We start from the raw sequence: 26,775 nt of genomic DNA on the forward strand, positions 1-26,775 counted from the left end.
CGGTCAGTCGAACGTGCGGCCACCCCCGCCGTCGCCATTCTGCGCATAGTGGGTTTCCACCTCGCGGGTGGGTCTCACCAGAGCAGCCAGGAACTCGCGGGTCTCCGGGTCGACCGAGTGGATGATCGTCCCGCGCATGCCGCGGGTCAGCAGCACCTTGTAAGTGTTGCGGATCAGCCGGTCAGCTTCGTCGTCGCTCACGGCTTTGCGGCTCCGCAATGCTGGGTCCTTCGACTCGCCCCGCCGAGTCACCAGTCGGCCGTCGCGCGCCACCAGGTCGGGGCCGATGATGACACCGGACCAGTCGTACTCGAAGCCCTGGGCGGTGTAGACGCAGCCCACCTGGTCGAAGCCGTTCGGATCGGTGGCCCAGAAGGCACTACCGGGAGCATCACCCACGCTGCGATCGCTCTTGACGTTCCAGGGTCGGGCCCACTCGCCGACGACTACGTCCGGCACCAGGGTGCCGTCGGGTCGAGGGTCGCTCCACGGCCAGCAGTAACCGGCCGACATCCGGGCCGTCTGTCCCGGCTCACCGGCAGCGCCCGGCGGGCGTTGGCGCGTCCGCAGGAACGCCTCCAGCTGCGTCGGGGACTCCGCCAGCCGCAGATCGAACCGTCCGTCGCCGGCCCACACGGTCGGTCCATCGCCGTCCAGGCCGAGCAGAGTGAGCACCCAGTCCTCGTACGCCGCGCTGCCGCCGCACCGGAACTGGTCGTGCAGGGCGACGACTTCGACCTCCAGGCCCAGCTTCCCGGCGTACGCCGAGATGACCTCGACGCTGCCCAGCTCCCCCGGTTTGACCACCTGATGCTCATCGAGCAGGAAGACCGGCACGCGCGCAGTCGAGATCAGTTCGTCCAGCTGCGGCCTCGCCCGGTCCCGCCGAGCCTTGGGTGTGTACCGGTTGACGGAGGTTTCCCGGATCCGGTGTGCCTCATCGCAGAGCAGCACCTCGATGTCGTTGGCCCCGGCGTCCATAAAGCTGTTGAAGTACTTGAACATCCCTTGGAGCCGGGTCGAACGGTGTCCGGCGTAGCGACGCAGGGTTTGGGTGAACGCGCGGGAGCCGGTGGCGTGCAGCACGGTCCGACCCTGACGGGCCAGTTCACCCATCACCGACAGGGCGATGACGCTCTTGCCGCTGCCCGGTCCGCCGGCCACCACCACTGCCCGCTTTCGGTTCGCCTTCCGGGCCCGCTCGACTGCGTGCAGCACCAATTCGTACGCCACATGCTGCTCGTCGAGCAGGGTGAACTGTGACCGGTCCTTGAGTTCCTGCGCGGCGTACCGCAGCAGATGTCGGCTGGGCCGGACGGTGCTGGTCAGGAAGCGATCGGCGGCGGCCGCGCCGGATTTCGGCGCGAACCGCGACTGGAGATAGGCGAGCCACTGGCCGCGACGCTGCCTGGTGAAGAGTCGGCTCTGCTCGGTGACTGGTCGATCGAGCAGGTCGACGATGTCCCGGTCGACGGCGTTGTGCAGGTAGGCGGCCCCATTGAGCGGGTAGCGGCGGCGGCCCAGGATGCCGAGGAAATCGGTGAGGTACTGGCAGTAGTCGGCGACCTGCACGCCGGGATGCAGTCGTGGTGCACGTGCGTGCTCGACCGCGACCAGGGTGTCGGATTCCTCGTACGCGGTCGCGTAGGACCATTGCTTCAGCTCGACGACCAGATAGGAGTCATCCCCGCTACGAGGATCAACGCCGGCGAGCACCGCGTCGATACGTCGGCTGGTCAACGGCAGTTGGTACTCGACCAGCACCTCCACCTGATCGAGGCCAGCGTCGGCGAGGTCCTGCGCCAGGACCGGCAGGCTGTTCATCCAGGACCGCCGCTCAGCCGGGCTCACTCCGTGGCGGATCGACCACAAATGCTCGGCGACCCGGTCGGCGAGGGTGCCGTCAGTGGCCAGACGCAACAGATTGGCGGCGGACGTCCGAAACGCCGACATTGGCACATGCCCCCAGGCAGCACGATGTGATCGTGCGGATGGGGGGCATATCCGTGCACCGGAAGCCCGTCGGACCGCTTGGCTCTGAGCACCTTACCGAGTCGGATCAGGGTCTTGGTGGCTAGTCGGTGCGGTCGACCGAAGGAGCCTTGGCCGCAGATCCGTACGAGCGCTCGACCGGGTAGCGATGCGCTGCCTCCGTCAACTTGTCGGTGGCGGCAGCCAGCGGATCGATGCCCAGGATGTCACTCAGTCGGATCAGGTAGATCATGACGTCGCCGATCTCGGCGCGCACCCGTGCGCCGTGCTCGGGATCGGCCATCACCTGCGCGGATTCCTCCGGGGTGAGCCACTGCAACTCGGCCAGCAGCTCGCCCACCTCGCCGGCTAGGGCCATCGCCAGGTTCTTCGGCGTATGGAACCGCTGCCAGTCCCGTTCGTCGGCGAACCGGCGCAGCCGGTGCACGAGGTCGGCCAGCCCGGGGTCATTCGGTTCGTGTTCCACGGGGCCGAACCCTACCGCCGCCAGCTCACCAGCCGACTTCGGCCAGGCCGGTGAGTGCCGCCCTGCCCGGCGTCCCGATCCGACCTCCGGCGGTCCCGAGTTCTGTCAGACCGGTGTCCTAGCGTGGGGCGATGACCGACATGGTGGCGATCGTCCGGCGGGCCTGCCTGCGGCTTCCCGAGGTCAGCGAGCGGCTGAGTCACGGCACGCCGACCTGGTTCGTCCGGGGCAAGCGGTCGTTCGCCACCGTCTGGCCGGACGGCCATCACCAGGAGGACTTCCCGCACCTGTGGTGTGCCGCGCCGCCGGGTGCCGCCGTCGAGCTGATCGCGGAGAACCCGGGGACGTACTTCCGCCCGCCCTATGTGGGGCATCGCGGCTGGGTCGGCGTACGCCTCGACACGGGCATCGGCGAGGCCGAGCTGGCCGAGATCATTGAGGACGGCTACCGGGCGGTGGCACCCCGGACCCTGCTCACCCGGCTCGACGGGTAGGTCACCGCACGCCTCAACGATCCGGCCCCAGGCCTGCCTCGCGAGCCAGCAGAGCAGCCTGGGTGCGGTTCGCGCAGCCGAGCTTGACCAGTAGCCGCGAGACGTAGCCCTTGACGGTGGCCTCGGACAGGTGCAGCCGGCGGGCGATCTGCTGGTTCGACCGGCCGGCGCCCAGGCTCTCCAGCACCTCCACCTCGCGATCGGTGAGCGAGCCGATCAGGTCACGGGCCTGCGGGACGTTTCCGGCCTGGGCGAGGAGACGGCCGGCGGCCGCCGACGACAGCACCGTGTGTCCCGCCGCGGCCACCCGGACCAGGTCCAGCAGGTCCTCGGGCGGGGTGGACTTGAGCAGGAACCCGACCGCCCCGGCGTGGAGCGCTCCGAGCACGTACTCGTCCAGGTCGAAGGTGGTGAGCGCCAGCACCCGTGGCGGTGCGGGTAGCCGCCGGATCCGCTCGATGGCGCGGATCCCGTCGACTCCGGGCATCCGCAGGTCCATCAGGATCACGTCGGGGCGCGAGCGTACGGTGGCCTCCACCGCGTCGGCACCGTCGTATGCCTCGCCGACCACCTCCAGGTCCGGGGCTGAGCTGAGGATGGTGCGCAGGTGTGCGCAGACCATCCGTTCGTCATCGACGACCAGTACCTTGATCATCGGCGCACCGCCGTCGGCACGTTCGTCGGCAGGTCGGCGTCGACGGTGAAGCCTCCGTCCTCCGTGGCCCCGACGGTCATCGTGCCGCCGAGCACCTCCACCCGGTGTCGCAGCCCGGCCAGGCCGCTGCCGCCTCCAGCGGCGGACAGGTCGGCGTCGGGTGGCCGGTTCGGGCGACTGTTGTGCACGCGCACCCGTACGTGCTGTCTGCCGAAGTTGACGGTGACGGTGGCGGCGGCGCCCGGGGCGTGCTTGTGCACGTTGGTCAGGGATTCCTGCACCACCCGGAAGAGGGTGCGCCGCACGGTGGGTGCGACCGCGCCGGGGTCACCCTCCTCGGCCAGCCCCACCGGCAGGCCGACCGTGCGGGACTGGTCGACCAGCTCCGCCAGGGCCGGCCCCTCATTCGGTTCCTCGCCCGCGTCTGGCGTCCCGCCTTCGCTGCGCAGCACACCGACCAGATCACGCAGCTCCGCCAGTGCCTGGCAGCCGGTCACCCGCAGTTCCTCTGCCGCCGCCCGGGCCGTCGGGTCGGTGGTGCTGACCCGCAGGGCGCCGGCCTGTAGCACCATCAGGTTGATGCGGTGGGTGACCACGTCGTGCATTTCGCCGGCCAGCCGGATCCGCTCGTCGGCGCGGGCCTGTTCGGCCAGGAGCAGCCGCTCCCGTTCGGCCCGCTCCGCCCGGTCGGTCAGCTCCGCCAGCAGGCCACGCCGGGCCCGCACGTACAGGCCCAGCACCGCGCCGAAGACGATGACGATCGGTGCGGTGAACGGGTCGTCGATGTCCCAGGCGCGGGCCCCCACCAGGAACGCCACGGTGAGCAGCGCGATCACCGCCCACTGCCGCCGCCGTCGGCCGTCGCCGTGGGCCGTGACGGCGTACGACACGAGGACGGCGGCCCAAGCCGGTGCGAACAGGCTGATCACCGCAATGATCGACGCGGCGGTGTAGGGATGTCGACGGCGAAGCAGCAGCATGGCCGCCGCGAGCACCTGTGCGGCCACGTACGCCTGCGTCGGTGCCGGGATCAGCTTGGTGCCGACATCCGGGTCGGCCAGCTCCAGGCCGGCCCCGACGACCGCCGCCACGACCACCAGGAACATGTCGACGGCGACCGGAAGGACTCGGCAACGAGCCATGGCACCAGGGTAACCGCGCGCCCGGAGAACGCCCGCCGGACGCCCGTGGTCACGACGAAACGACCCGGACCGTACGACGAAAGTAGGTTACGGTCCCGACCTTCACCGCTGACCTGACGGCCCGTTGTCTCGATCTGATGGACTCATGACGCCATCGAGACCGGCCTCCGACCTGGCGGCGGCAGACGTGTCCACCGGCGGGCGGCGTATCCACGCCCTGGACACGCTGCGCGGCTTCGCGCTCTGCGGCATCCTGATCATCAACATCTACCAGCAGGTCGTCTTCCGCGGCGCGGCCGCAGGCACGGCGTCGCAGCTGCCGGAGGCGGTTCAGCTCCTCTTTCACCAGCGGTTCTATCCGATCTTCTCGATTCTGTTCGGCATCGGCTTCGGCATCTTCCTGCGCCGTGCGGCCACCCGGACCGACCGGCCCCGGTTGGTCCTGGCCCGCCGGCTGGGTGTGCTGCTACTCATCGGCGTCGTTCATTTCGTCGTCCATCCCGGTGAGGCGCTGACGGCGTACGCGTTGGCGGGTCTGCTCTTTCTGCTCCCGTTGAGCTACCTGGGCGGGCGGGCGGCGCTGGTCGTGGCGGTCCTGCTCCTGCTCGCCGGTGCGCAGGTCGTAAACGGTTTCGGCCCGATCCCCGGCCTGCTCGCGCTCGGCTACGCCCTGGCGATGCTGGAGGTGCCGGCCGCGCTCGAACGTCGTACCGGGCGGGTGGCGGCGGGGTTCGTCCTCCTCACCGCCCTGTCCGTGGGGTGGATCGTGCTGCGGCTACGCGGAGCGGAGTTGCCATTCGTCAATCTCATCGGAGGGCCCGGTGGCGGAGTGAGCCTGCTTCCCCCGCTCGCCGGTATCGCCACCGGTCTGGCGTACTGCTGTGGGTTGCTTCTGCTGCTGCGTACGCCGCTGGGACCGGCGCTGACCGCCGTGCTGGCTCCGATGGGTCGGATGGCGCTGACGAACTACCTGAGCGCCACCGTATTGTTTCTGCTCGCCGCAGGGCCGCTCGGCATCGACAGCACCGGCGACCTACCCCGGATCGTGGGCCTGAGCATCGGCATCCTGATCGTGCAGGCGGTGTGGAGCACGCTGTGGCTGCGATCGTTCCGCTACGGACCGGCGGAGTGGGTGTGGCGTTGCCTGACGTGGTGGCGACGGGCTCCGTTGGTGGAGAACGGAGAGGTAGCGTCTGCACGGAAGCAAGATCCTGATCACCTTGGGGAGGCAGCGTGTCGGGTCGGTTCGTGTACTGGATGAACGTGTCGGTCGATCTGCGGATCGAGCGCACCCCGGGTGAGCAGGGCGGCGGCGACTGGATGCGCATCGGGGAGTCGTTGCACCGGGAGTTCAACGCGCGGGCTCGGGCGATGTCGCTGATGATCGAGGGCCGCACGATCTACGAGACGATGGAGGCGTTCTGGCCGGCGGCACGTGACGACGAATCCCTGCCGGACTTCATGCGTGAGTACGGCGAGATCTGGACCTCGATGCCCAAGGTGCTGGTCTCGCGTACCCGTGACAGCGCCGGGCACAACACCCGGGTCATCGGTGGCGACGACGCGATCGAGCAACTCGCGCGCCTGCGGGCGCAGTCCGACGGTGACATCGGGGTCGGCGGCGCCACCTTGGCGACCGGTCTGCTGCGGGCGGGGCTGCTCGACGAGCTTCTGCTCTTCACCCATCCGGTGGTGCTCGGCACCGGTCGGCCGTTGTTCGACACGCACGACGAGCCGGTCGAGCTGGATCTGATCGAGCAGGCGTCGTTCGTTCAGGGTGTCACGATGCACCGGTACGCGGTCCGGGGAGCCCACGACACCGGCCCCATGGCCTGACAGGCCACGCTGAGCAGTCGATCCGACCTGCACCGCCCTCGGGTCCTGGGGAGCCACCTCGGGGACCGAGGGCGGTTTTTCGTGTGTGGACGATCCTTTCGCCACCATAGCCAAAAGTTCGATTAAACCTGGCAGAAGCCATGGACATATCGACATCGCTTTTGTTAACTTCAGCCCGGATGTTACGACGAGGTGAACCGCCGCCGGGGCCAGCGCCTCGATCGTGACCTCCGACGGCCCCTCGGACACCTACCCCCAACTCCCAGTTCCCGCGCCCGCGTCGCCCACCGGCGATTCAACGGGCCATCCGGTGCTGCCCGACACCCGGAGGAGAAGCCCAGCACCCGTACGTCCCGACCTGCCCGACCCGTCCTCACACCTAGGAGAGGCAGTTGAAGAGACGATTCGCGCTCGCCGTGGCCGGCCTGACGACCATCACACTCGTCGCCCCGCCCGCCAGCTCGATGGCCGCGCCGACCACCCCCACGGCCGCGCCCGGCACCACCAGTCCCCCACCCGACACGGCCTTCCAGAAGGTCACCCTCAACGACCGCCCCGGCGAGCCGATGGACCTCGCCGTGCTGCCCGACGGCCGGGTGCTGCACGTGACCCGGGCCGGGGTGGTGTGGCTGCACAACCCCGACACCGGCCGCAACACGGTCGCCGCCACTCTCGACGTCTACCAGCACGACGAGGAGGGCCTGCAGAACGTCGCCGTCGACCCGAACTTCGGCCGACGCGGCAACAACTGGGTCTACCTGTACTACTCGCCGCCGATGGACACCCCGGTCGACGACCCGTCCACCCCGGACGTCAACGAGGGTGACGCGCCGGCCTGGGGCTCCGAGGAGGAACTCGCACCGTTCCAGGGCGTCATCCGCCTGTCCCGGTTCCGGCTGGTCAAGGACATTCTGGACCTGCGCACCGAGCAGCGGATCATCGATGTGCCGGTGGACCGGGGCATCTGCTGCCACGTCGGCGGGGACATCGTCTTCGACGCCAAGGGCAACCTGTACCTGTCCACCGGGGACGACACGAACCCGTTCGAGTCCGGCGGGTACGCCCCGATCGACGAGCGGCCCGGCCGTAATCCCGCGTACGACGCGCAGCGCACCAGCGCCAACACCAACGACCTGCGCGGCAAGATCCTGCGGATCAAGGTCGGCGCCGACGGCAGGTACACCATCCCCAAGGGCAACCTGTTCAAGCCCGGCACCCGGAACACCCGGCCCGAGATCTACCTGATGGGTCTGCGTAATCCGTTCCGGATCGAACTGGACCGCAAGACCAACGACCTGTACGTCGCCGACTACTCGCCGGACGCTGGTCAACCCGACCCGCTGCGCGGACCAGCGGGGCACGGTAAGTGGTTCGTGGCCCGCAAGGCCGGCAACCACGGCTGGCCCTACTGCATCACTCCGCAACTGCCCTACCGGGACTACGACTTCGCCACCGAGGAGTCCGGTGCGGAGTTCGACTGCTCGGCGCCGGTAAACGAGTCGCCGAACAACACCGGGCTGCGGAAGTTGCCCGCGCCGCAGCAGCCGGACGTGTGGTACAGCTACGACCTCTCCTCCGAGTTCCCGGAGCTGGGCACCGGCGGCATCGGCCCGATGGCCGGGCCCGCGTACCGCTTCGACCGGGCGACCACCCGGGGCCGCAACCCGGTGGCGTGGCCGGCGTACTACGACGGCAAGCCGCTGTTCTACGAGTGGACCCGCGACTACGTGAAGGCGTTCCAGCTGGACCGGCGCGGCAAGCTCGACGGAATCGAGCCGGTGTTGCCCTCGATCGTCTTCGACAACCCGATGGACCTGGAGTTCGGCCCCGACGGCGCGCTCTACGTCCTCGAGTACGGTGACGGTTTCTTCAGCGAGAACCCGGAGGCGCAGGTGGCCCGGATCGACTTCATCGGTCGGGACGGCAACCGCAGCCCGATTCCGGCGGTCTCGGCCAGCCAGACCGCGGGTCTGGCCCCGCTGACGGTGGAGTTCTCAAGCGAGGGCACCACCGATCCGGACGGCGACCGACTGCGCTACGAGTGGTACCTGGACGACGACGACCGGGTCGACTCGCGGTCGGCGAACCCGACCTTCACCTACCGCGAGAACGGCAGCTACGACGCGACGCTCAAGGTCACCGACCGGAAGGGACGCTCGGCGTCGGCGTCGGTGCGGGTCGTGGTCGGCAACGCGGTGCCGGTGGTCGAGCTGGTCGCGCCGGTCGAGGGCCAACCCTTCGCCTTCGGCGACACCATTCAGTACGAGGTACGGGTGACCGACGACCAGCCGGTGGACTGTGCCCGGGTCAGCGTGACCTACATCCTCGGCCACGACGACCACGGCCACCCGCAGACCACCGCCAACGGCTGCACCGGGTCGATCCTGACCACCGTCCCCTCGGGGCACGACCCGGAGACGGACAACCTGTCCGCCGTGTTCGTCGCCTCCTACACCGACCCGGGTGACGACGGGCTGCCGCCGCTGACCGGGACCGACCAGGTCGTGCTCGTACCGGGCGTGTAGACACCCACGAGAGGAGTCATCATGTGTTACGGCTACGACGGGATGGCCGCACTGCGGCGTTCCGTCCTCGACCGGCGGGGCCTGCTACGCGGCTCGGTGGCCGCGATGGCCGGTGTCGGCCTCGCCACGGCGGGCGCAACGGCCGCCTCCGCCGGTCCCAAGCACGGTCCGGGGCACGGGCACGGTCCCGGGCACGGGCATGCCGGTCGGCGGCGGGTGCCGCCGGGGCTGATCAGCATTCAGTTGTGGACGGTCCGTGACGCGCTGAACGGCGAGCCGGGGTACGACGCCACGCTGCGGCACCTGGCCCGGATCGGCTACCCGAAGGTGGAGCTGGCGCTGGGCTACTTCGGCCGCAACGCCGCCCAGCTGCGTCGTTTCCTGGACAGCATCTGCATCAAGGCCACGTCCAGCCACGACGGGATCAGCGAAACTCCCGCCGCGCTACAGGAGAAGATCCGCAACGCGGTGACGCTGGGCCAGAAGTTCATGGTGGTGCCGTACCTCTACTCGGAGAACGCCGACGACTGGAAGCGGTGGGCGGAGCAGATGAACGTCGAGGCCGCCGCGGCGGCCCGCGCCGGTCTGCGTTACGGCTACCACAACCACGCCCACGAGTTCACCATCGACCTCGGCGGCGGTCGCACCCCGTGGGACGTGCTGACCGAGGAACTGGACCCCCGGCTCGTCCACCTGGAGATCGACATCTACTGGGCGGTCACCGGCGGCATCGAGTCCGGTGACGGGGTGACCGACCCCGAGGGCTTCACCCTGGACGTCATCCGCGCCGCGCCGCAGCGGGTGCTCCAGTACCACGTCAAGGACCGGCATGCCGCCGACGGCGACATGGCCGACCTGGGCACCGGAATGATCGACTTCAGGCGGATCTTCCGGAAGCACCCGGTGCTTGAGTACATCGTGGAGAACGACACTCCGGACGTGACGCCTCAGCTCACCGCCGAGATCGGCTACCGCTACCTGCGGAACCTGCGGTACTGACGATCGCTCTGCGGTAGTCGGGGCACCACGTCGGCCACGGTCGAGGTGGTGCCCCGACCACCCCGGGGCGGAACCCGGCGCGACTCGACCGTAAGTGCCCGGTCACTCGGTCGGTCGCCGTTCCTGCGGCCAGTAGGTGAGCCGCCGATCGTATTCCACGTACCATTCGTACAGATGATCGTCGTGGTGGTACGCCCGGACGAAACGGCTGTCCCTCAGCTCGGTGCAGACCAGGACGGCTCCGTGCGCCTGCCACACCGGCGGTGGCACCGCGCCGCTGGGCCCGACGACGATCAGCCGCAACCCCCGCAGCGTACGAAGGACTTCGTCCATCGTCGCGTTGCAGAGCGACGATGGGGTGATCTGGACGACCTCGCACTCGTCGGCCAGCCGGTGCAGGTCATCGCCGACCAGCTGGATGCGCGCCTCGCCGAACCTCGCGTTGAACCGGGCGAGAGTGGACCGGACACGCTCGGCTCGTGGCGCGTCGTGCAGATCGGCCACCAGCACGCGGCTCACCCCGTCCACCTCGGCCAGGTGCTCCATCAGCCCGCCGAAGCCAATGACCCCGACCGTGCCCGCGCTCCCCACCGCCCGGGTCAGCGCCTCCGTAACGGCCGATCCCGCCTGGTGGGCGTGCACCTCGTCAAAGGGCGCGACCACGTGACCCAGGCCCGCTTCCGCCAGTGCGGTCGGCCGAAGCCAGGGCCGGGACAGCGCACTGAGGAGCGCGATCTTGACGGCCTGCCGGGTCAGGTCCAACCCGGCCGGGGGCGTACGCACGAGGTCACAGTCCAGCAGCGACCTGCCGGGCAAGGTACCGAGGTAGTCGGTGACCTGGCTGCCACGCCGGCACACGACCGCGCCCGGTGACCCGCCGCCGTGGTAACCCTGGTAGTCCATGGCGGTGCCGACGCTGCCGTCATCGAGGACGACGGCTGCGAAGGACCTGCCCGTCAGGATCTCGTCGACCGACCGCTGGCCCTGATCCGGACGCGTGCGCAACTCGTGGCGGATCGCGGTCTCAATCAGCGACACGGCCGGGCCCCCGGGTGGCCGACAACAGATCGTCGGCGAACCGCTGCGCCTGTGCCACAGCGAGCGCGGCCACGGTCACCCGGATCGCCGGTGTCGGTGCGGCGAATCGCGACCCAGGGGCGACCTGCCAGCCGCGCCTGGCCAGCCGGGACACGGTCTCCGCCTCGTCGGGCACCTCGATCCACACGTTCAGTCCGGTGCGCCCGTATCCGCGCAGACCCCGCTCGGCCAACAGATCGAGCACGTGGCGGCGGCGTCTGCCGTACTCGTCCCGCACCCGGGCGAGGTCTGCCGCGAGGTCCGGGTCGGCCAGGTGGGCGGCCACGGCGAGCTGGGTCATCCGGCTGATCCACCCACCGCCCAGGAGCCTGCGCTGGTCCACCTGCTGGATCGACTCCCGGTCACCAGAGACCAACGCGAACCGGAGATCGGGGGCCAGCCACTTGGACACCGACGCGACGTGCAGCCATCGTGGATGGCCGGCTGGTATCGCGGAGTGGTAGTCGGCGCCCGCGATCCCGCCCGCATGGTCCTCTTCGATCACGAGCAGGCTCGGGAAGCGTTCGATGATGGCGCGCAGCGTGTTGCCGCGCCCGGACGTGAGTGCTGCCCCGGTGGGGTTCTGTGCGCGCGGGCGGTACAGCACACCGGCGGCGTCCCGGAGCGCCGCGACGAACGGTTCTGGTCGCAGCCCCTCCTCGTCGACGGGCACCGGCACCGGCACCAGACCGAGCGCGGCGATCAGCGGAAGGTCTCCGTTGTAGGTGGGGCTCTCCACGATCACGCGGTCCCCGGGACGCAGCAGCGTGGCCAACGCCCGATCGACAGCCTCAAGCCCACCGGGCAACGCCGTCAGGTGGTCGTTGGCGACGCCCTGGCCGGCCAGGTACGCCTGGGCCGGGACAAGCAGGGCATCGACGATCCTGGGGGTGCCGTAGAGCAGCAGGTTGGCCGCGACGGCGGTGGGCCAGCGGTCGTGACGCCAGAGGAGCAGGTCCGGATCCGGGTTGCCCGACGAGAGGTCGCCCGACCGCGACATCGGACGGGGCGCCTTCCGCAGGCCCGTGGCCGCGCTACGCATTCTCGGGCAGGAGTTGGAGCAGCGCCGCAACGAACTCGTCCTGTCGGTCGGGCAGCAGGTCCAACGCCTTCGCCACCGGGATGAAGAAGCACTCGAACACCATGCCGTCATCGGTGCCGCTGCTGCCGGCGACCTGGTGGGACCAGCGGTCCCGACGCTCCGTCGTGCTCGCGTGGTAGAAGACGGTGACCCGCGGCTGACCGGTGTGCGGATGCGGCCGTTGCTGCACGCCGAGACTCTTCCGCACCGTGACGGCGGTGACGCCGGTCTCCTCGGCCACCTCGCGCAGCACCGCATCCTCAAGTGGTTCACCGGCCTCGATGCCCCCGGCGGGCACCTGCGTGCCCGCCTCAGGCTGGTCTCGGTGGTCGAACACCAGCAGCTCCGGCCCGGTGAGCGTGTCACGCACGACATAGACGGCGACGCGGACTCGGACCTCAGACATCTGTGGGCACCTCTCGGTCGTGGGACAACTGCGGAAACTGTGACAGCAGCGAGGCGACCAGGCGCTGCGTCGCGCTGTCGGACAACTCCTCGTGGTTGCGGAAACGCAGCACGCGCGTCGGTACGAGGTTCGCCTGGATGGCGCGGTCGTAGGCGTCGTACAGCTGGACCAGGGTGTCCGGGCGCTCGTACGGCCGCAGCTCCTTGTTGCGGGTGCCGATGCGCGTCCAGGCCAGCGCGGGTGGGGTGTCCACGAAGACGATGACGTCGGGCGTCGGCATCCGCAGCGCCGTCATGGCGGCGCTGATGCGTTCCATCGGTACGCCGTGCAGGACGTGGTGGTAGACGATGTCGCTGAGCACGTACCGGTCGGTGAGGACCGGACCGACGGCGAGGGCGGGCTTGATGTTGAACTCGAAGTGCAGCCGCTTGTCGCGCAGGTACGCCTCCACGACGGCGTCGGCGTTCCCGTTGCTGCGGGCCATCCGGTTGCCCACGATGAGCCGAGCGGCGTCGGTGTCGAGCCAGCTGTGCTGGCCGAACTCCGTCACCGTCGACGCGACCTGCCGGAGGGCCTGCGCGAGGCTGATCCGTAGCGTCGACTTCCCGCTGCCGTCGGTGCCCTCCAACGCGATGAACGGAAATCGCCGCTCCTGCCGGCCCGCCGGGATCACGGCTGACGCTCCTGCGGTGCACGCCCGGCCGGGTGCCGGGTCAGGTAGTCGAGCCGGGAGGTGAACAGATGCACCGACCGCTCGGTCCCCGGCCACCAGCAGCACAGCAGCTCGGCGAAGAGGGACGCCTCCTTCAACCCCAGGGCCACGGTTCGGGCGGCGCTGGTCCGCGGCGAACGGACCGTCTCCACCAGCGCGGCCAGCGCGGGTAGCCGCGCGGCCAGGTCCTGCCCCCGCTCGTCGGCGCTGGTGAGCAGTTGGGCCACACAGCCGGCGACGAAGACATCGTCGACGCCGACATCGCCGAGACTGCGACGAAGGCACTCGTACACGGAGGGCTCGACCGCCGCCCAGATCCGGGCAGGTGCGGCGATCATCTCGTACAGCAGGCGCTCCAGCGCGGAGGCCTCCGACGTGAACGCTCGGTCCGGTGCCAGCAGCAGCCCGGCGCCCAGGCCCGGCGGGCGCGGCAGCGAAGCGGCGGGAAACAGCCCGCCCGTGCCCAGCTCCACCAGCGCGCCCAGGTCACCGTCGACCAGAATCTCCACCGCCTCCCGGACGTATCGCAGGTCCGCGGGGCCGGACGAGCCGACCACGAGCTGGTGGCGGCGGATGCCCACCGCGACCTCGTGGGTTCGCAGGCTCGCGGCGAACTCCGGCCAGCCACCGTCCGGCACCCCGGTGGCTGCGGCCACGCAGACGGTAGCCACGTTCGCGGGCGTGTACGTGGCGAGTTGTCCGGCTCCGGTCGGGGTCAATACGTAGTCGTCCACCAGTTTGGCCAGGACGCGCAGGTGTTCGGCGTACACCAGTGGCTCGAAGATCATCGTGTGTTGGCTGATCAACCGGCCGAGGAACATGTGCCGCATCAGGTCGTCGGGGTGGGCTGGGGCGGTCGTCTGCGGTCGGGGGCCGAGCGTCCGGGTCGTCACGAGAGCACCTCCAATGCGGCGGTGGCGTTGGGTGGCCGGCGGTCCGGCTCCCACCGCACGCACCGTTCGACCAGCTCGATCAGGCGCGGGTCGTGTCCGGTCACCACGCTGGGCAGCGGCGGTGCGCCGTAGCGGGGCATGGTGCCGGTCAGCAGCTCGTACATGACCATGCCGAAGCAGTAGATATCGCTGGTGATGTCCGCCTCGTGGTAGCCCACGTCGTACTCCGGTGGCCACGAGATCAGCGCCGACTTCGGCGATCGGGGCTCGGTGGCGGTGCGGGCGCGGGCGCAGCCGAGGTCGGCGATGACCGGTCCGCCGTCGGCCATCAGGACGTTCTCGGCGTTGATGTCGCGGTGGACGTAGCCGATGTCGTGCAGGACGGTCATCCCGGTCAGCAGCCGACGCGCGAAGGCGATGGCGGTCTCGGCGGCCGGTGCCCCGTGCGTGCCGAGCCAGTGGCGGACCGAGCCGAGCGGCAGGTGCTCCATCACGTAGTACGGCACCGGGGCACCGAGGTCCATCTCGACCAGGTCGGGGAAGTACGGCGAGCCGCTCAGGCGGGAGAGGAGGTCGGCCTCCTGGCCGAACTGGTCCCTCGCCTGCCGGTGTGCCCGCTCCGGCAACTGGCGGTACCAGTAGTAGCCGTGCAGCTCGGCCCGTAGGTGCGGCGGCGCGGCGGCGATGACGCTGTGGTAGCCGAACAGCCCCTTGGCGACGAACTTCACGCCGGGCCGGTCGGCCCGCTCGACCAGCAGGAGGGTGCTCCATCCGGTGAACGAGACGACCGAACTGCACGTGTAGGGCGTGCTCGTCTCAAGCACCTGGCGGAACACGCGCGTCGGCGAGATGCCGGCCAGGGAATCGAGGTTCACCGCCGCGGTGGTGTCGACCGTCATCGGGGTCCGCCGTCCGACGTGGGCTTGTAGACGTAACCGAGGGTCAGGTCCGAGGTGCCCGGAACGACCTCCACCACATGGTCGGTGCCGGCGAAGAACTCGTCACAGGCCTTCTTCACCCCGGGCAGCCCGTCCCAGGCCCGCTCGTTGCGGCTCAGGTCGCAGTAGTCGTCGATGACGAGCAGTCCGCCCGGCTCCAGGCGGGGCCACACCTGTTCCAGGCTCAGCTGGATGGAGCGGTAGTGGTCCCCGTCGAGGTAACCGAAACATATCCGCTGGGGCAGTTCGGCGAGCGTTTCGTCGAACCAGCCGGCGACGACGCGCGGCATCGGCAGGTCCCTGCTGCGGAAGTTCTGCTCCACTTGCTCCGCCGAGGCCAGGCATTCGCCCTCCGGCAGGTGGGTGTCCAACTCCCCCGGTGGCGGCATCCCGGCGAAGCTGTCGAACAGCACGAGTTCGCGTTCCGGGGCGAGCGCCCGCATGGTCGTCGCGAGCCAGACGCTGGTGTAGCCGGCGTTGCAACCGACCTCCACGACGTCGCCTGCGACGTTCGCCCGGAGCACCGAGGACAGGCCCCAGTGCAGCGTCACGAGACGTTCGACATCGGACATGTTGGCATTGAGCTCAGCTAGCTCGTAGGCAAGACGTGCGTCCATTGCACTCTCCGTCAGTTGGTGAAGAAGCCGATGACTTTCTTGATCCGTCCGTGGGTGACCGGCTCCGTGCTGTGGCTGAGCTGGCTGCCGAACATGACCAGGCCCCCGGCGGCCATCCGGGTGCGCCAGCGGGTCCGGGGCAGCGCCTTGTACCACTGCGTGGTGTGGTCCGCGCCCTCGCGGACTCTGCGCAGCCCGTCGCCCTCGCGGAGGCTGCGCAGCCCGTCCGTGGGCTCCTCCCACAGGTCTGGGCTGCCGCAGGTCTCGACCACGAAATCGCCGCCGGAGAAGCCGTCGTTGAGGGTGATGCTCACCCCGGCGACCTTCACGTGATCCGGGTCGGTCTCGTCGAACGGCATATCGATGTGCGGTGTGATGTACTGGCCCACGCCGTACTCGAGATAGATCCACGAGGTCAGGCGACGGCCGCTGGGAAACAGGCTGCGCAGGTGCGGCAGGGCCCGCCGCGCCGCCTCGTCCAGTACCGTCGTCGCCCCCACCGGCAGCGGGAAGAGCTCCAACCGCCCGGCCGGTTCGTAGAGCTCCATCACGTCGCGGGTACTCATCCCGTCGACGGCGTGCACCGACACGGCGCGCTCGCCCTCGAAGGCGGCGCGGCCGTCGGCGGTGATCTGCCGGTCCACCGCATCGCAGATCGCCTGGCACTCCATCGGGGTCAGGAACTGCTCGATACTGTGCACCAGGAGGGATTCCGAGGTCGTCAACATGATTCCGTGCCTTTCCCCTTCTTGGCCAATACCAGTTGGATCGAGCCGGCCGCCGAAGGTGGCCGCATGTCACTGCCGGCGTGGACGTGCGCGGCGGCGGTCAGGGCAAGCCCGGCGCACGCGGCGGCTCGCTCGATCTCGTCCTGGTCGTACAGCCACAGCCAGGAGTAGAACTCCCGCCTCGGGCCGTCGTCCCGGGTGATCCGGAAACGTTGCAGGTAGAGGCGACCTTCCGCCGCGAACCGCGCCTGATACTCGACGACGTGCTCGGCCCGCAGGAAGATGCCGGTGCCGGCGGGATAGTGGGTGGACTCACGGTCGACCGGGTGCATCCCCGAGCCGGTGCGGGTCCGCACGTCTGCGAACACCCGCCCGCCGGGCCGCAGGGCCGCGGCGATCCGGTCGAGTGCCGGGCCGAGCGTCGACGGGTCGAACTGGTTGACCAGCTCATAGGTGAGCAGACAGAGGTCGTGCGCCGGCACCACGGAGCCCGTGTCGAAGGAACCGACCTGGAAGTGGCACCGTCGATCCGGGCATCGGCGGCGCGCCGCGACGATCGCCGCCGGGTTGACATCGACGCCGAGGTAACTGCGGCACCCGGTGCCGTTCGCGATCTCGCGGGCGTAGGTGCCCGGGCCGCACCAGGGGTGGTAGATCCGCTCGTCGCCGGTGAGGGTGAGCCAGTCGAGCTCCCGGCGCACCGCCGCAGCGCTGCGGCCGGCGACCTCGCTGTCGTCGCGGCACTGCACGTCGGCGAGGCAGGATCCGATCACCGGATCGCGGTACGGGATACCGTTCGCGCAGATGTAGGTCCAGTCCACTGTGGTGTCCGGCATGGTGACCATCAGGCCGGTCCGGGTGGCTGCGACGGGTTCGGGATGACCGCGCCGCAGGGCAGCATGCGGACCACGGGTGGCGGTGCGCCGGTGAGCAGGCACTCCAGGTCGATCCGCTTCAACAGCGCCGGACCCTGCAACTTGCCGCGTAGTGCCGCTGCCACGTGCGGACGGTCCGGAGCTCGCCGCTGCTGCGCCTGCAGGATCCTGGGCAGGCTGCGGTCGCCGAACCACAGGTCGCCGATCTCGGCGATGACTCCCGCCACCTCGTCGCCGTCCACCAGCCCGGCGAGCAGCAGCTGCCCGAGCGCCGCACGCACCTCCACCAGCGGAACCGTCACCGGCCGGTACGGCGGCTCGGCCGCGTGCAGGAGCATCACCTCGTCGTCGTGGAGTCCGTGGCGTTCGATGAGTTCCACCACCGCGCCGTAGCCGCGCATGCCGTGGGTACGCAGCTCGACGGCGCGCAGCGCGCCCATGGAGCCCAGCCCGATCACGTCACGTCCGTCGCGCAGCGCGGCGCATATCTCCCGGTGGTCGACGGCGAACTCGTGGTAGAACCCACCGTCCACGATGATCACCCGTCCGGACGGGTGGTCGCGTAGCGCCGGTGCCAGCATTCCCCGGGTCAGCGGCGGAAGCACCGAATATCGCGCGGAGACGCCGAGCAGGTTCGACTGGTAGCCGGTCGGCCCGACGAAGATCAGATCCCGGTCAGCCATGGGACCACGCCGCAAGCCGTGGCCCCACCCGGGGCGAGAGCCCGGCGACATACGACTCGCAGCCGACGATGACGGTGCGTACCACCCAGGCCCCGTCGGTGCTCCCGTCCCGCAGGACGAAGCGGATCACCGGACCGATGCCGCGTTCGGCCAGCCAGTCGGCCAGCCCGACGGCGTCTGCGGGTACCGGTTGGCTGAACTGCTGCCGGACGTCGGACAGCGCGCTGCGCTCACCGACCGTGGCCTGCTCCGTCGCGACGTCGACCAGGCTCGGCAGATCCTCACGACCGCCGTGCATGAAGGCAGCGCGGCTCTGCAGCGCCTCCAGCAGGGCACGTTCGATCGCCAGGTCGAGGTCGAGCGCGCAGGCATGCCCGCCGTTGACGAACCGCCGGTCCGTCTCGTCGCGGTCCCAGAGCACGACGTGTGCGACCGGCAGGCCCAGGTCCTGCTTGACGGCCAGCAGGCGGATCGCCACGTTCGCGCGACGGATCCGCGCGGTCAGGCTCGTGAGCCGGTCGGGCAGCGAGTGCTCGTCGATGGCCCATTCCTGACCGGCGGCGGCCGGAAACGACAGGGCGTCGCGCTCCAGCACCTCGAGCATGGCGTGCATCGTGGCCTGCTCCAGCGTCAGGCCACAGCCCAGTCCGAAGGAGTTCGCGCCGAAGTACGCCCGGGCGGCAGCGTCCGGCGGTGGCGGCAGCAGAACCAGTTCGCTCGGCAGCAGGACGGGCGTCGTGCTGCGCAGGTCCGTCCCCTGCGCCGCGGTCACCTCCTCGTCCAACGGGATCCGGACGCCCAGGCGGGGACAGAGCCGCAGGAGCGCGGCGGCGCCGCCGAGCTGGGCGGCGATCGCCCGGTACGTGGTCCGTACGAGCGGCACCTGACAGCGAGTGTGCTCGGCGGCCGCGAGTTCCATCGCCTCCAGCCGCGCCCCGATCTCGGCTGCCGCCTCCGTCGTCCCCTTGCCCCCCGTGACGACAAGGGATCCGACGAGTGCTCCCGGGCGCACGGCCATGGCGACGGGCACCCCCACCCGGTCGAGCCGGGTGATGCTGCTGCTGCGGGTCACTCCCACATCGGCTGACCAGGTACGGGCCATCGCCAGCACGGCGTCCTCGGTGGGACTCGACGGCATGATCACTTGCTACTCTTCCGAGGCTGTCGACCGGGAGCGGCCAGTGGCCACCGAGGCTCGGGAGCCACTGGCCGCACCGGATCAGTTGTCGGTCTTGTCGGCTTGGATCGCCTTCTCGACGCGATCCCAGTCGCTCGCGAAGACCGCTGCCGTGTGCGCGGTGGCGCGGGTGTCGCGAGGGTCGAAGTTGGCGGACTGGATCGCGTCCACGAACTCTTCGAACTCCTGGTCTGACTTCATGCTGCTCCTTCCTGTGGCTCGTGGTTTACCTGGACCGGCCGGCGTCCGGCGCTGGGGAGCACGCCCTCAGGCGACGAAGCTCCACAGCAGTGACGCCACCCGCTCATCGCGGACCTCGGTCAGGGCGTCTCGTACTGATCCGCGCGCGAGGTCCCACTGTTCCGAGCCGATCTCGGCTCGGATCCGGGCGTACGCGGACGGCCGTTCGTCGGCTGCCGCGTGGTACTCGAAGTACTTCTGGAGGACCCCGAAGGCGAAGCCGGCGTGCAGCAAGCCGTACGCCGGGCGGTATGCCTGTTTCCACGGCGAGAACCAGCGCGCCTCGGGATCCAGCTCGACCCCGCAGGCCGCGAAGATCTCGTTCAGCAACGTGTGTGCCGACTCGTGCAGGATCAGTTCACCAAGGCGGACTGGGTCCTGCACGACGTCGATGAAGATCGTGCCGGGCAGTGCCTTCAGGGCGTAGCTCTGGGTGGTGTCGCGGTCGGCGCGTAGCTGCATGGTGACCACGACGCCGGTCACCGACGTGATGAAGTGGTCGAAGCCGGCGCGTTTGATCGCCTCCCCGGCAGCCGACCACGGCGCCGACGGCACCGCCTGCCGGTCCGGCTCCAGGTCGAGGAAGAGCGGCGACTCGTAGCGGTCGTCGTCGGACCGCGCACAACTGTCGGCCGCCACGATCCGCACGTCATGGCCCGGCAGCAGCGGCACGCCGCTCGCGGCATCCACAGCTGCCCAACGCTGGACCAGGTCACGTGCGTCGTCGAGGCGCCGCTCGCGCACGGCCGCCGTGATGGCGTACGTGAAGTGGTGCATCAGGGCGTACTGCCGGGCATCGAGGGCCGGTGGCACGACGAACCGCCCGTCGAGGCGGGCCGCGGCGGTGCGTACCTGTGCCACGCGATGCTCGCGTAGCGTCGCCAACTCGTGGGCGAGTCCCGGCCAGACTTCTGGCAGTGCGAGGTCAGTGCTCACTGGCTACTCGCTCTCTGGCGATATCCGCCGCGATGTGGTCAATGATCTCGATCCGATGGGTGCAGTAGTCCTCGTAGAAGGCGCTGTTGCGGTAGCGCATGCGGGTGGCGAGGCAACCGCCGCCGCAGGTACTCCGATAGCCACAGCCCACGCATTTGTCGAGCAGTTCGTCGAGGCCGTCGCGCAGCGTCGGGTTGGTGACGAGGGAGGTGGCCACGTCGAGGGACGGCAGGTCGTGAATGGTGCCGAGCAGCCCGTCGGGTACGCCCAACTCGTCACAGCTGCCGAGGCGGCCGTCCGGATAGAGGGTCAGCACGAAAGCGCATTTCTGTTCGGCGAAGTGACAGAAACGGGTGTCGCGGCCGGCGAGTACGCGTATCACGCTGGTGAAAGGCTCCAGCAGGAACCGCCGGAACAGACCGGAACCGCGCCAGTGGTCGTACGCCCGGACCAGGAACGCGGAGAATTCGAGTGGCGTGATCGCCCAACCGGCATGCTCCTCCCCCTTGGGCAGCAGGGGGAGCATCGTCTCGCGGTTACCGACCGGAATGCGTTTCGGCATGACGTTGAAGTCGAAGCAGGGAGAGAATTTCAGCGCCTTCACCGCGTCGAACCCGGCAACGAAGTCGAGCGTCTCCTCCGGGCGCCGGGACACGTCCTTCGTCACGGTCGATATCAGGCCCACGGCGAGACCACGCGCGGCGGCCATTTCCAATGCCACATGGACGCGCTCGGAGGTGCTCCGGTCGCGATAGTCGACCCGGTTGCGGTTGGCCTCTGGATCACCGTCGAGGGACACGCCGATGTCTATCTCGGGCCATTCCTCGGCAAACAGATCGAACCACTCGGGCGTCAGCATCGTCGCGTTCGTCTGGACGCTCAGGGAGATGTTCCCCGGGTAGCCCCGCAGAAGCCGCAGGAGGTCGGAGGTCGCCTCCATCCCGTACAGCAGCGGCTCGCCGCCGTGCAACTCCAGGCTCAGTGGCCGGCCGCCGGCCAGGTCGAGCAGGCGCGCGAGGGCGTCGAGGGGAAGCTTGTCGTAGCCGGCGTAGGGCTTGCGCTTCTCGTAGCAGTAGTAGCAGTTGATGTTGCAGGCGTCGCCGACGAGCTTCAGGATCACCGACAACGGCTCAGCCGGTCCGGGTATTCGCAGGTTCGCCTGCTCTGTCGTCATCGCTGCTACCACCATGACCTATCTAGGAGATCGCCCTTATCCGCGGTCGACAGTTCTGGTTTTCGGGTCATCAGATATCCCGCCCATGCGTCCCGAGTAGGCGCCGGAAACATCTGGCACCTCGTACGGGAAGACGGACGACACAGCCTCGTCGCCGCCCTTTTTTCTGGCCCGATAACACGCTGGAGGCTTCGGGATTCGGACCCTACCCGGCACTACCGTGATCCACAAGCCCCGATCAACGAGCGACTTGAACGCACACACCGCCACCCCGTCGACCCCACCACTTCGCAGGTCTCGCATGTACACGTCATGTGCGCTGAATATGCACGCCCGGTCGTACCATGTGCGCCGCGGATGCACCTTCGACAAAGTGCAATGCGGGGGAGAACAGGTACCGGGGTGTAAATGAAGAGGCAACCGGATAGCGGCCAGGTCGCCGAGCTCGACAACACGTACAGTGAGGCATCGAATACAGTTTCGCAAGTCGAAATGGTCGATGTCAGTTCACTTCGGGGGGGCTTCTCACCGAGGTTGGACGGGATCAGCGCGAGCCACACCAGGCTGCTCGGGGAGTTGACCGACGTGGTGCCGCCGATCGTTGTCCAGCGGTCCTCGCTGCGGGTGGTGGACGGCATGCATCGACTGCGGGCGGCACGTGCGCGCGGCGACAGGCGAGTGCCGGTGGTCTACTTCGACGGCTCCGACGCGGACGCCTTCGTCGCGGCGGTGCAGTTGAACATCGCGCACGGCCTGCCGCTGAGCACTCGGGATCGACTGACCGCGGCCGAACGGATCCTCGCCTCGCACTCCCAGTGGTCCGACCGCCGGATCGCGTCCGTGTGCGGGGTCGCCCCGAAGACCGTGGCCGCGCTGCGGCGACGTTCAACCGACAACAGTCACCAGCTGAACGTCCGGATCGGCCGGGACGGCCGCCGGCATCCGGTGTCGGCGGAGGCGGGCCGGCGGTTGGCCGAGCAGATCGTGCGTCGTGAGCCGGGTGTCAGCCTGCGCGAGATAGCGCGCCGGGCGGGCATCTCCGTGGGCACGGCGTTCGACGTCCGGCGCAAGGCGCTCGGCGAGGCTTCCGCCCCGGCGGTCGAGGTGACCGCCGCCGAGACGGCACCCGAGCCGCCGGCACCCGTACCCACATCCACCGATCGGCTGCCGGCGACAGCTGCGGACCTCAAAGCCGTCATCCGGCCGAGGTTGGAGCGGCTCGTCCAGGATCCCTCGCTGCGGTACACCGACCACGGCAAGGCCCTGCTCCGGCTGCTCACGGCAACGCTCACGTTCATCGCGCAGTCCGCGGATGCCGCCGGGACCGTTCCCGCGCACTGCCACGAACCGCTGCGCGCGGTCGCCCAGGCCTGTGCCGGTGGGTGGCACCAGTTCAGCGAGATGCTTGCCGAATAGCTGCCCCGGTCCCCCACGCCACGAGCGTCGTGTCTCGTCGCACCCTGCTCCGATACCAGGTGACATGCGGATCAACTCCCTGCTGGACACCGCCGCGCGACGGCATCCACACCGCGTCGCGGTCGGCGACCGGCTCCACCGGTGGAGCTACCAACAGCTCCGTCGACGCAGCATCAACCTCGCGAACCTGTTCCGGGCAGCGGGCCTACGGCCGGGTGACCGGATCGCCGTGCGAACCGGCGGCGCCGGCTTCGCGGCGATCCTGTTCGCCGCCGCGTACGCGGACCTGACGCTGGCGCCGCTGTCGACCGGGATGCGCCCGTTCCAGCTTCGCGCGGTCCTCGCGGACATTGCCCCGGTCCTGGTGATCGGGGTCGACCCGGCGAGTGTCGACGTCCCCGCGCCGACCTGGTCGGCGGAGCGGTTCGGGCAGATCCTGGCCACCCTCGACCAGCCCGTCGCCGATCCGCGTCCAGGCGTCGCCGACGATGCGCCGGCGGCGCCGGCACTCCTGATGTACACCTCGGGTAGCAGTTCGCAGCCCAAGGGTGTGGTCTGCCCGCACGAACGGATCCTCTTCGCGACCGAGGCGATCGGGCAGGTCCTGGCATATCGGCCGGACGACGTGGTGCTCTCCTGCGTGCCGCCGTCGTTCGACTACGGGCTCTACCAGATCCTGCTCAGCACGGCTGCGGGCGCGCGGTTGGAGATCCTCGGGGCGGGAGAGGGCATCGCTCTGCTGGACCGGATAGCCAGTTCCCAGGCCACAGTCGTACCCCTGGTGCCCGAGATCGCCACCGCGCTGCTCCGGCTGGCGGCCCGAAAGCCGCCGCCGGTAAAGCAGCCGGTCCGGCTGTTCACGAGCACCGGCGCCCGGATGCCGGCGCAGCTCGCCGACGGCCTGCGCGCCGCCTTCCCCGGCGCCGCGTTGACGCACATGTACGGGCTGACCGAGTGCAAACGGGCCACCATCCTGGAGCCGGACGGCGACCTGGTTCGCCCCGGCTCGGTCGGACGCGCGATTCCCGGCACCCTGGTACGGGTCGTCGACCGTCGCGGGCGTCCGCTGCCTCCGGGCAGCGTCGGTGACATCGTCGTCGAGGGCGGCAACGTCATGTCCGGCTACTGGCGCGACCGGCGGCTGAGCGCCGCCGTCTTCCAGCTGACCGCGGGGGTACGGCGACTGCGTACCGGCGACCGCGGCCACCTCGATGCGGACGGCTACCTGTATCTGCACGGCCGGCGCGACGATGTCTTCACACATCGCGGGGTGCGGTCGAGTACCGCCGAGATCGAGGCGGCGGCGATGGACGTCGCCGGTGTCGGCGGCGCCGTCACCCTTCCGCCGGACGAGCGGGGCCCGTTCACCGTCGTGGTGGTCACCGGCCGGCCAGCCAGCGACGTGCTGAGGGAGTTGGCCGGCCGGCTCGAACCGGCGAAGGTGCCGGTCCACTGCGTGACGCTCGACGCGTTGCCGCTCACCGCACACGGCAAAGTCGACCGTCGACGGATCCGCGCGATCGTGGACTCACGCCGATCGCCGACCCCCGTTCAAGTGCGGACACCTTGACGATATCGGGGTGATTGTTAGTCTGCCGATCTTCAGCCAGCCCCCGTCGATGACCATTGTTGGGATGAGAACCGGATGTCGTCTCGACAAGCCCGCCCCACTGCGGCCGATACCGAAACCGACACGGTCCATTCAGAAACCCGCGCGCTCTATCCATTGCTGCCGGGTCAGCTCACGCTTCACCGCACACTCCAGGAAATGCCGGAGGTCATGACATCCCTCTGGATGTCCTATCGGATCGACGGTCCGCTGGACGTTTCCGCATTCGTCGATGCGGTGCGGTCGACGGTGGCCAGGCACGCGGGGCTGCGGATCGGCGTCACGACGCAGGACGGCACCCCGGTCCAGTGGGTTCGCCCGATGCCGGACCAGCACCCGATCGTCACGCTGACCCAGGTCACCGCGAACGACACCGAACAGTTCACCCGGTACGTACGCGCCGTGCTGGCGACCGATCTCAGGCACACCTTCGATCTGGCGGTCGAGTACCCGTTCATCATCCGACTCCTGCGTTTCTCACCGACGCTGCACGCGGCGATCGGGGTGTTCTCCGCCCTCGCCGTCGACGCCACCGCCCGGATGACCGTCGTGCGCGAGATTTGGGACACGTACTTCGGTCGCCCGCCCGGCACCGAGCCGAAGGACGCCGACTATCTCGCCGCGGTGACCTCCCGGGCAGCTGCCGCCACCACCGGACGCTCGCGGGCGGTGTCCGCGTACTGGCGACGGCGCGCACCCTGGCTCCCGCCTCGCTGCCAGTTCCTTCCCGGCATCGGTGGACCGGCCACGCCCACCGCCCGGACCGAACTGCTGCCCGTCGTCGGCCCCGAATGGGAGGCGCTGCGCCACCGCTGGCAGGAGTCCGGCTTCACCACGGCCCAGTGGCTGCTCGCCGTGTTCGCCGCCACCGTCTTCCTGGTCACGCCGCAGGACCGGATCGCCGTCTCGATGCGGCTGAACGGCAGGCGTCACGCCGAGCGCGGCGTCGTCGGCATGTTCGACGTCACCGTGCCGGTCGTGCTCGACCGACCGGCACGGCCCGCCGACCTGCTGGTACAGGTCAGACGGGAGCAACTGGCGGCGACCTCGCGTCGGGACGTGTCGCCGCAGGTCCTGGACGAGATGTGGGCGGCAACGGCACGGCGGCTGGGGCATCCCGTCCACCGCACGCTGCTGATGACATACCTTGAGGACACCGCCGGCCTCGACCCGTCAGGTCGTGCCCCGGACACCGCCGGCCTCGACCCGTCAGGTCGTGCCCCGGACACCGCCGGCCTCGACCCGTCAGGTCGTGCCCCGGACACCGCCGGCCTCGACCCGTCAGGTCGTGCGCCGGTCACCATCGAACGCGGCGCGTACACCCCCGGTTTCCAGCGGATCGCCGACGGCCTGCGGATCGCCGTCAACGAGCGTCCCGACGGGCTGCGGATCCGGCTGACCGTCGACGGCGGCACCATGTCGCAGGAGAGCTTCACCAGGTTCGTCACCGCCTTCCGGGCGCGACTGGACGGAGATGACTCCGGCCGGGTCGCCGCGGCCCCGGCCGGCGCACCGGCTCTCGCGCCACTGCGGGCACCCGACGGCGCGGTGCTGCTGGTCGTCGACCTGGCCGAGGTCACCGCGGCTCTCGAAAGGCAGCCCGAGGTCACCAGCGCCACGGCCGCCGTGGAGATCGCGGACGACGGTGGATCGCGGGTCGCCGCCGAGGTCAGGGCCGGCGGCGTCCCGGTCACGGCGGACGATCTCGCCGATCGGGTCCGCGCCACGCTCGCGCACCGACCATACCTGGCGGTGCCCGGACGGATCTCGGTCGGACACGACTCCGCCTCCGGCGACCGGCCCGAGGCGCTACTCAGGGATGGAGTTGGTTGACCGGTGGAGAACGTCCACTCGGACACGACGATCGACGAGAAGGTCCTCGACGTGGTGGCCACCCGGGTCCTCACCGTGCCACCAACCGATGCCGCGGCACGCTATACCGCCGCCATGCGCCTGGCCGACCTGGGGATCGACAGCCTCGTGATGGCGGAACTCATCATCGAGTTCGAGCAGGAACTGGGCATCCTGCTCGACGTCGTGGCCGTCGACCGCATGGATACGCTCGGTGACCTCTGCCAGGCCCTACGACCGGCGGCGGGCTGAT

27 protein-coding genes are annotated in these 26,775 nt (G+C 69.6%); 9 read left to right on the plus strand and 18 right to left on the minus strand.

The features are described from left to right. Positions 1-3 precede the first annotated feature (3 nt). A complete protein-coding gene (locus ACN26Z_RS17590; RefSeq protein ID WP_421462380.1) occupies positions 4-1,953 on the minus strand; it encodes a DNA/RNA helicase domain-containing protein in 1,950 nt (649 codons plus the stop codon). Positions 1,954-2,074: 121 nt separating this feature from the next. Next, entirely contained in the window at positions 2,075-2,458 is a 384-nt protein-coding gene (locus ACN26Z_RS17595) for a nucleotide pyrophosphohydrolase (RefSeq protein ID WP_421462382.1), read from the minus strand. Positions 2,459-2,589: 131 nt separating this feature from the next. On the opposite strand from ACN26Z_RS17595, the gene ACN26Z_RS17600 reads away from it, so the two are divergent. Then, complete coding sequence (locus ACN26Z_RS17600) at positions 2,590-2,952, plus strand: MmcQ/YjbR family DNA-binding protein (protein WP_421462384.1); 363 nt, start codon at positions 2,590-2,592, stop codon at positions 2,950-2,952. A 13-nt stretch (positions 2,953-2,965) separates the two neighbouring features. Here the strand turns inward: ACN26Z_RS17600 and ACN26Z_RS17605 are convergent, their stop codons facing one another. Both ACN26Z_RS17605 and ACN26Z_RS17610 read right to left on the minus strand, forming a co-directional pair. Next, a complete protein-coding gene (locus ACN26Z_RS17605) occupies positions 2,966-3,607 on the minus strand; it encodes a response regulator (RefSeq protein ID WP_421462386.1) in 642 nt (213 codons plus the stop codon). Then, positions 3,604-4,749 (minus strand): sensor histidine kinase, encoded by a 1,146-nt coding sequence (locus tag ACN26Z_RS17610; RefSeq protein WP_421462388.1) that lies wholly within the window; start codon positions 4,747-4,749, stop codon positions 3,604-3,606. The genes ACN26Z_RS17605 and ACN26Z_RS17610 overlap by 4 nt, the downstream gene beginning before the upstream one ends. A gap of 145 nt (positions 4,750-4,894) precedes the next feature. On the opposite strand from ACN26Z_RS17610, the gene ACN26Z_RS17615 reads away from it, so the two are divergent. The 4 genes from ACN26Z_RS17615 (at position 4,895) to ACN26Z_RS17630 (ending at position 10,109) form a co-directional block, all read left to right on the plus strand. Further along, positions 4,895-6,010 carry a DUF418 domain-containing protein gene (locus ACN26Z_RS17615; protein ID WP_421462390.1) on the plus strand — a complete coding sequence of 372 codons (1,116 nt, stop codon included), beginning with the start codon at positions 4,895-4,897 and terminating at the stop codon, positions 6,008-6,010. Continuing rightward, the gene (locus tag ACN26Z_RS17620) at positions 5,983-6,585 is read left to right on the plus strand and encodes a dihydrofolate reductase family protein (protein WP_421462392.1); all 603 of its coding nucleotides are present in this window, start codon (positions 5,983-5,985) and stop codon (positions 6,583-6,585) included. The genes ACN26Z_RS17615 and ACN26Z_RS17620 overlap by 28 nt, the downstream gene beginning before the upstream one ends. Before the next feature lie 392 nt (positions 6,586-6,977). Then, the gene (locus tag ACN26Z_RS17625; RefSeq protein WP_421462394.1) at positions 6,978-9,110 is read left to right on the plus strand and encodes a PQQ-dependent sugar dehydrogenase; all 2,133 of its coding nucleotides are present in this window, start codon (positions 6,978-6,980) and stop codon (positions 9,108-9,110) included. 21 nt (positions 9,111-9,131) lie between these two features. Beyond that, positions 9,132-10,109, plus strand: coding sequence for a sugar phosphate isomerase/epimerase family protein (locus ACN26Z_RS17630; protein WP_421462396.1), 978 nt, complete (start codon positions 9,132-9,134; stop codon positions 10,107-10,109). A 102-nt stretch (positions 10,110-10,211) separates the two neighbouring features. On the opposite strand, the gene ACN26Z_RS17635 is transcribed toward ACN26Z_RS17630, so the two are convergent. From ACN26Z_RS17635 to ACN26Z_RS17700, 14 genes are all read right to left on the minus strand, one after another. Then, positions 10,212-11,147 carry a Rossmann-like domain-containing protein gene (locus ACN26Z_RS17635; RefSeq protein WP_421462398.1) on the minus strand — a complete coding sequence of 312 codons (936 nt, stop codon included), beginning with the start codon at positions 11,145-11,147 and terminating at the stop codon, positions 10,212-10,214. Further along, on the minus strand, positions 11,134-12,186 hold the full coding sequence (locus tag ACN26Z_RS17640) for an aminotransferase class I/II-fold pyridoxal phosphate-dependent enzyme (protein ID WP_421462400.1): 1,053 nt from the start codon (positions 12,184-12,186) through the stop codon (positions 11,134-11,136). The genes ACN26Z_RS17635 and ACN26Z_RS17640 overlap by 14 nt, the downstream gene beginning before the upstream one ends. A gap of 34 nt (positions 12,187-12,220) precedes the next feature. Then, positions 12,221-12,673, minus strand: a complete 453-nt coding sequence (locus ACN26Z_RS17645; RefSeq protein ID WP_093405712.1) for an NUDIX hydrolase — start codon at positions 12,671-12,673, stop codon at positions 12,221-12,223. Further along, positions 12,666-13,346, minus strand: a complete 681-nt coding sequence (locus ACN26Z_RS17650; protein ID WP_421462402.1) for a dTMP kinase — start codon at positions 13,344-13,346, stop codon at positions 12,666-12,668. The genes ACN26Z_RS17645 and ACN26Z_RS17650 overlap by 8 nt, the downstream gene beginning before the upstream one ends. After that, positions 13,343-14,278, minus strand: a complete 936-nt coding sequence (locus ACN26Z_RS17655; protein ID WP_421462404.1) for a hypothetical protein — start codon at positions 14,276-14,278, stop codon at positions 13,343-13,345. The genes ACN26Z_RS17650 and ACN26Z_RS17655 overlap by 4 nt, the downstream gene beginning before the upstream one ends. Then, positions 14,275-15,177, minus strand: a complete 903-nt coding sequence (locus ACN26Z_RS17660) for a protein kinase (RefSeq protein WP_421462406.1) — start codon at positions 15,175-15,177, stop codon at positions 14,275-14,277. The genes ACN26Z_RS17655 and ACN26Z_RS17660 overlap by 4 nt, the downstream gene beginning before the upstream one ends. Further along, positions 15,174-15,833 carry a TylF/MycF/NovP-related O-methyltransferase gene (locus ACN26Z_RS17665; RefSeq protein ID WP_093405719.1) on the minus strand — a complete coding sequence of 220 codons (660 nt, stop codon included), beginning with the start codon at positions 15,831-15,833 and terminating at the stop codon, positions 15,174-15,176. Before ACN26Z_RS17665 ends, ACN26Z_RS17660 begins: the two co-directional genes overlap by 4 nt. 11 nt (positions 15,834-15,844) lie before the next feature. Then, positions 15,845-16,561 carry a hypothetical protein gene (locus ACN26Z_RS17670; protein WP_421462409.1) on the minus strand — a complete coding sequence of 239 codons (717 nt, stop codon included), beginning with the start codon at positions 16,559-16,561 and terminating at the stop codon, positions 15,845-15,847. Next, complete coding sequence (locus ACN26Z_RS17675; protein ID WP_421462411.1) at positions 16,555-17,397, minus strand: class I SAM-dependent methyltransferase; 843 nt, start codon at positions 17,395-17,397, stop codon at positions 16,555-16,557. The genes ACN26Z_RS17670 and ACN26Z_RS17675 overlap by 7 nt, the downstream gene beginning before the upstream one ends. A gap of 8 nt (positions 17,398-17,405) precedes the next feature. Further along, a complete protein-coding gene (locus ACN26Z_RS17680) occupies positions 17,406-18,119 on the minus strand; it encodes a TfuA-like protein (protein WP_421462413.1) in 714 nt (237 codons plus the stop codon). Beyond that, positions 18,112-19,257, minus strand: coding sequence for a YcaO-like family protein (locus tag ACN26Z_RS17685; protein WP_421462415.1), 1,146 nt, complete (start codon positions 19,255-19,257; stop codon positions 18,112-18,114). Before ACN26Z_RS17685 ends, ACN26Z_RS17680 begins: the two co-directional genes overlap by 8 nt. A gap of 81 nt (positions 19,258-19,338) precedes the next feature. After that, positions 19,339-19,497: a hypothetical protein gene (locus ACN26Z_RS17690; RefSeq protein ID WP_170863464.1), complete on the minus strand. Its 159-nt coding sequence runs from the start codon at positions 19,495-19,497 to the stop codon at positions 19,339-19,341. A gap of 66 nt (positions 19,498-19,563) precedes the next feature. Beyond that, entirely contained in the window at positions 19,564-20,472 is a 909-nt protein-coding gene (locus ACN26Z_RS17695) for an aKG-HExxH-type peptide beta-hydroxylase (protein ID WP_421462417.1), read from the minus strand. Continuing rightward, positions 20,462-21,646 (minus strand): radical SAM/SPASM domain-containing protein, encoded by a 1,185-nt coding sequence (locus tag ACN26Z_RS17700; RefSeq protein WP_170863465.1) that lies wholly within the window; start codon positions 21,644-21,646, stop codon positions 20,462-20,464. Before ACN26Z_RS17700 ends, ACN26Z_RS17695 begins: the two co-directional genes overlap by 11 nt. A 492-nt stretch (positions 21,647-22,138) precedes the next feature. Between ACN26Z_RS17700 and ACN26Z_RS17705 the strand changes: the two genes are divergently transcribed. The 4 genes from ACN26Z_RS17705 (at position 22,139) to ACN26Z_RS17720 (ending at position 26,774) form a co-directional block, all read left to right on the plus strand. Next, the gene (locus ACN26Z_RS17705) at positions 22,139-23,062 is read left to right on the plus strand and encodes a ParB N-terminal domain-containing protein (RefSeq protein WP_421462419.1); all 924 of its coding nucleotides are present in this window, start codon (positions 22,139-22,141) and stop codon (positions 23,060-23,062) included. A 64-nt stretch (positions 23,063-23,126) separates the two neighbouring features. After that, a complete protein-coding gene (locus ACN26Z_RS17710) occupies positions 23,127-24,632 on the plus strand; it encodes a class I adenylate-forming enzyme family protein (protein ID WP_421462421.1) in 1,506 nt (501 codons plus the stop codon). Between the two features lie 75 nt (positions 24,633-24,707). Beyond that, entirely contained in the window at positions 24,708-26,504 is a 1,797-nt protein-coding gene (locus tag ACN26Z_RS17715; RefSeq protein ID WP_421462423.1) for a condensation domain-containing protein, read from the plus strand. Positions 26,505-26,507: 3 nt separating this feature from the next. Continuing rightward, positions 26,508-26,774 carry an acyl carrier protein gene (locus tag ACN26Z_RS17720; protein ID WP_093405745.1) on the plus strand — a complete coding sequence of 89 codons (267 nt, stop codon included), beginning with the start codon at positions 26,508-26,510 and terminating at the stop codon, positions 26,772-26,774. The last annotated feature ends 1 nt before the right edge of the window (position 26,775 follow it).

Source organism: Verrucosispora sp. WMMD703 (genome assembly GCF_049178935.1).
GTDB lineage: Bacteria > Actinomycetota > Actinomycetes > Mycobacteriales > Micromonosporaceae > Micromonospora > Micromonospora sediminimaris.

Excerpts from the sequence above, each read along its gene's own strand:
- ACN26Z_RS17590 (WP_421462380.1), bottom strand. The coding sequence starts at position 1,953 with ATGTCGGCGTTTCGGACGTCCGCCGCCAATCTGTTGCGTCTGGCCACT.
- ACN26Z_RS17600 (WP_421462384.1), top strand. The coding sequence starts at position 2,590 with ATGACCGACATGGTGGCGATCGTCCGGCGGGCCTGCCTGCGGCTTCCC.
- ACN26Z_RS17605 (WP_421462386.1), bottom strand. The coding sequence starts at position 3,607 with ATGATCAAGGTACTGGTCGTCGATGACGAACGGATGGTCTGCGCACAC.
- ACN26Z_RS17610 (WP_421462388.1), bottom strand. The coding sequence starts at position 4,749 with ATGGCTCGTTGCCGAGTCCTTCCGGTCGCCGTCGACATGTTCCTGGTG.
- ACN26Z_RS17615 (WP_421462390.1), top strand. The coding sequence starts at position 4,895 with ATGACGCCATCGAGACCGGCCTCCGACCTGGCGGCGGCAGACGTGTCC.
- ACN26Z_RS17630 (WP_421462396.1), top strand. The coding sequence starts at position 9,132 with ATGTGTTACGGCTACGACGGGATGGCCGCACTGCGGCGTTCCGTCCTC.
- ACN26Z_RS17640 (WP_421462400.1), bottom strand. The coding sequence starts at position 12,186 with ATGTCGCGGTCGGGCGACCTCTCGTCGGGCAACCCGGATCCGGACCTG.
- ACN26Z_RS17645 (WP_093405712.1), bottom strand. The coding sequence starts at position 12,673 with ATGTCTGAGGTCCGAGTCCGCGTCGCCGTCTATGTCGTGCGTGACACG.
- ACN26Z_RS17660 (WP_421462406.1), bottom strand. The coding sequence starts at position 15,177 with ATGACGGTCGACACCACCGCGGCGGTGAACCTCGATTCCCTGGCCGGC.
- ACN26Z_RS17665 (WP_093405719.1), bottom strand. The coding sequence starts at position 15,833 with ATGGACGCACGTCTTGCCTACGAGCTAGCTGAGCTCAATGCCAACATG.
- ACN26Z_RS17670 (WP_421462409.1), bottom strand. The coding sequence starts at position 16,561 with ATGTTGACGACCTCGGAATCCCTCCTGGTGCACAGTATCGAGCAGTTC.
- ACN26Z_RS17675 (WP_421462411.1), bottom strand. The coding sequence starts at position 17,397 with ATGCCGGACACCACAGTGGACTGGACCTACATCTGCGCGAACGGTATC.
- ACN26Z_RS17680 (WP_421462413.1), bottom strand. The coding sequence starts at position 18,119 with ATGGCTGACCGGGATCTGATCTTCGTCGGGCCGACCGGCTACCAGTCG.
- ACN26Z_RS17685 (WP_421462415.1), bottom strand. The coding sequence starts at position 19,257 with ATGCCGTCGAGTCCCACCGAGGACGCCGTGCTGGCGATGGCCCGTACC.
- ACN26Z_RS17690 (WP_170863464.1), bottom strand. The coding sequence starts at position 19,497 with ATGAAGTCAGACCAGGAGTTCGAAGAGTTCGTGGACGCGATCCAGTCC.
- ACN26Z_RS17700 (WP_170863465.1), bottom strand. The coding sequence starts at position 21,646 with ATGACGACAGAGCAGGCGAACCTGCGAATACCCGGACCGGCTGAGCCG.
- ACN26Z_RS17705 (WP_421462419.1), top strand. The coding sequence starts at position 22,139 with ATGGTCGATGTCAGTTCACTTCGGGGGGGCTTCTCACCGAGGTTGGAC.
- ACN26Z_RS17710 (WP_421462421.1), top strand. The coding sequence starts at position 23,127 with ATGCGGATCAACTCCCTGCTGGACACCGCCGCGCGACGGCATCCACAC.
- ACN26Z_RS17715 (WP_421462423.1), top strand. The coding sequence starts at position 24,708 with ATGTCGTCTCGACAAGCCCGCCCCACTGCGGCCGATACCGAAACCGAC.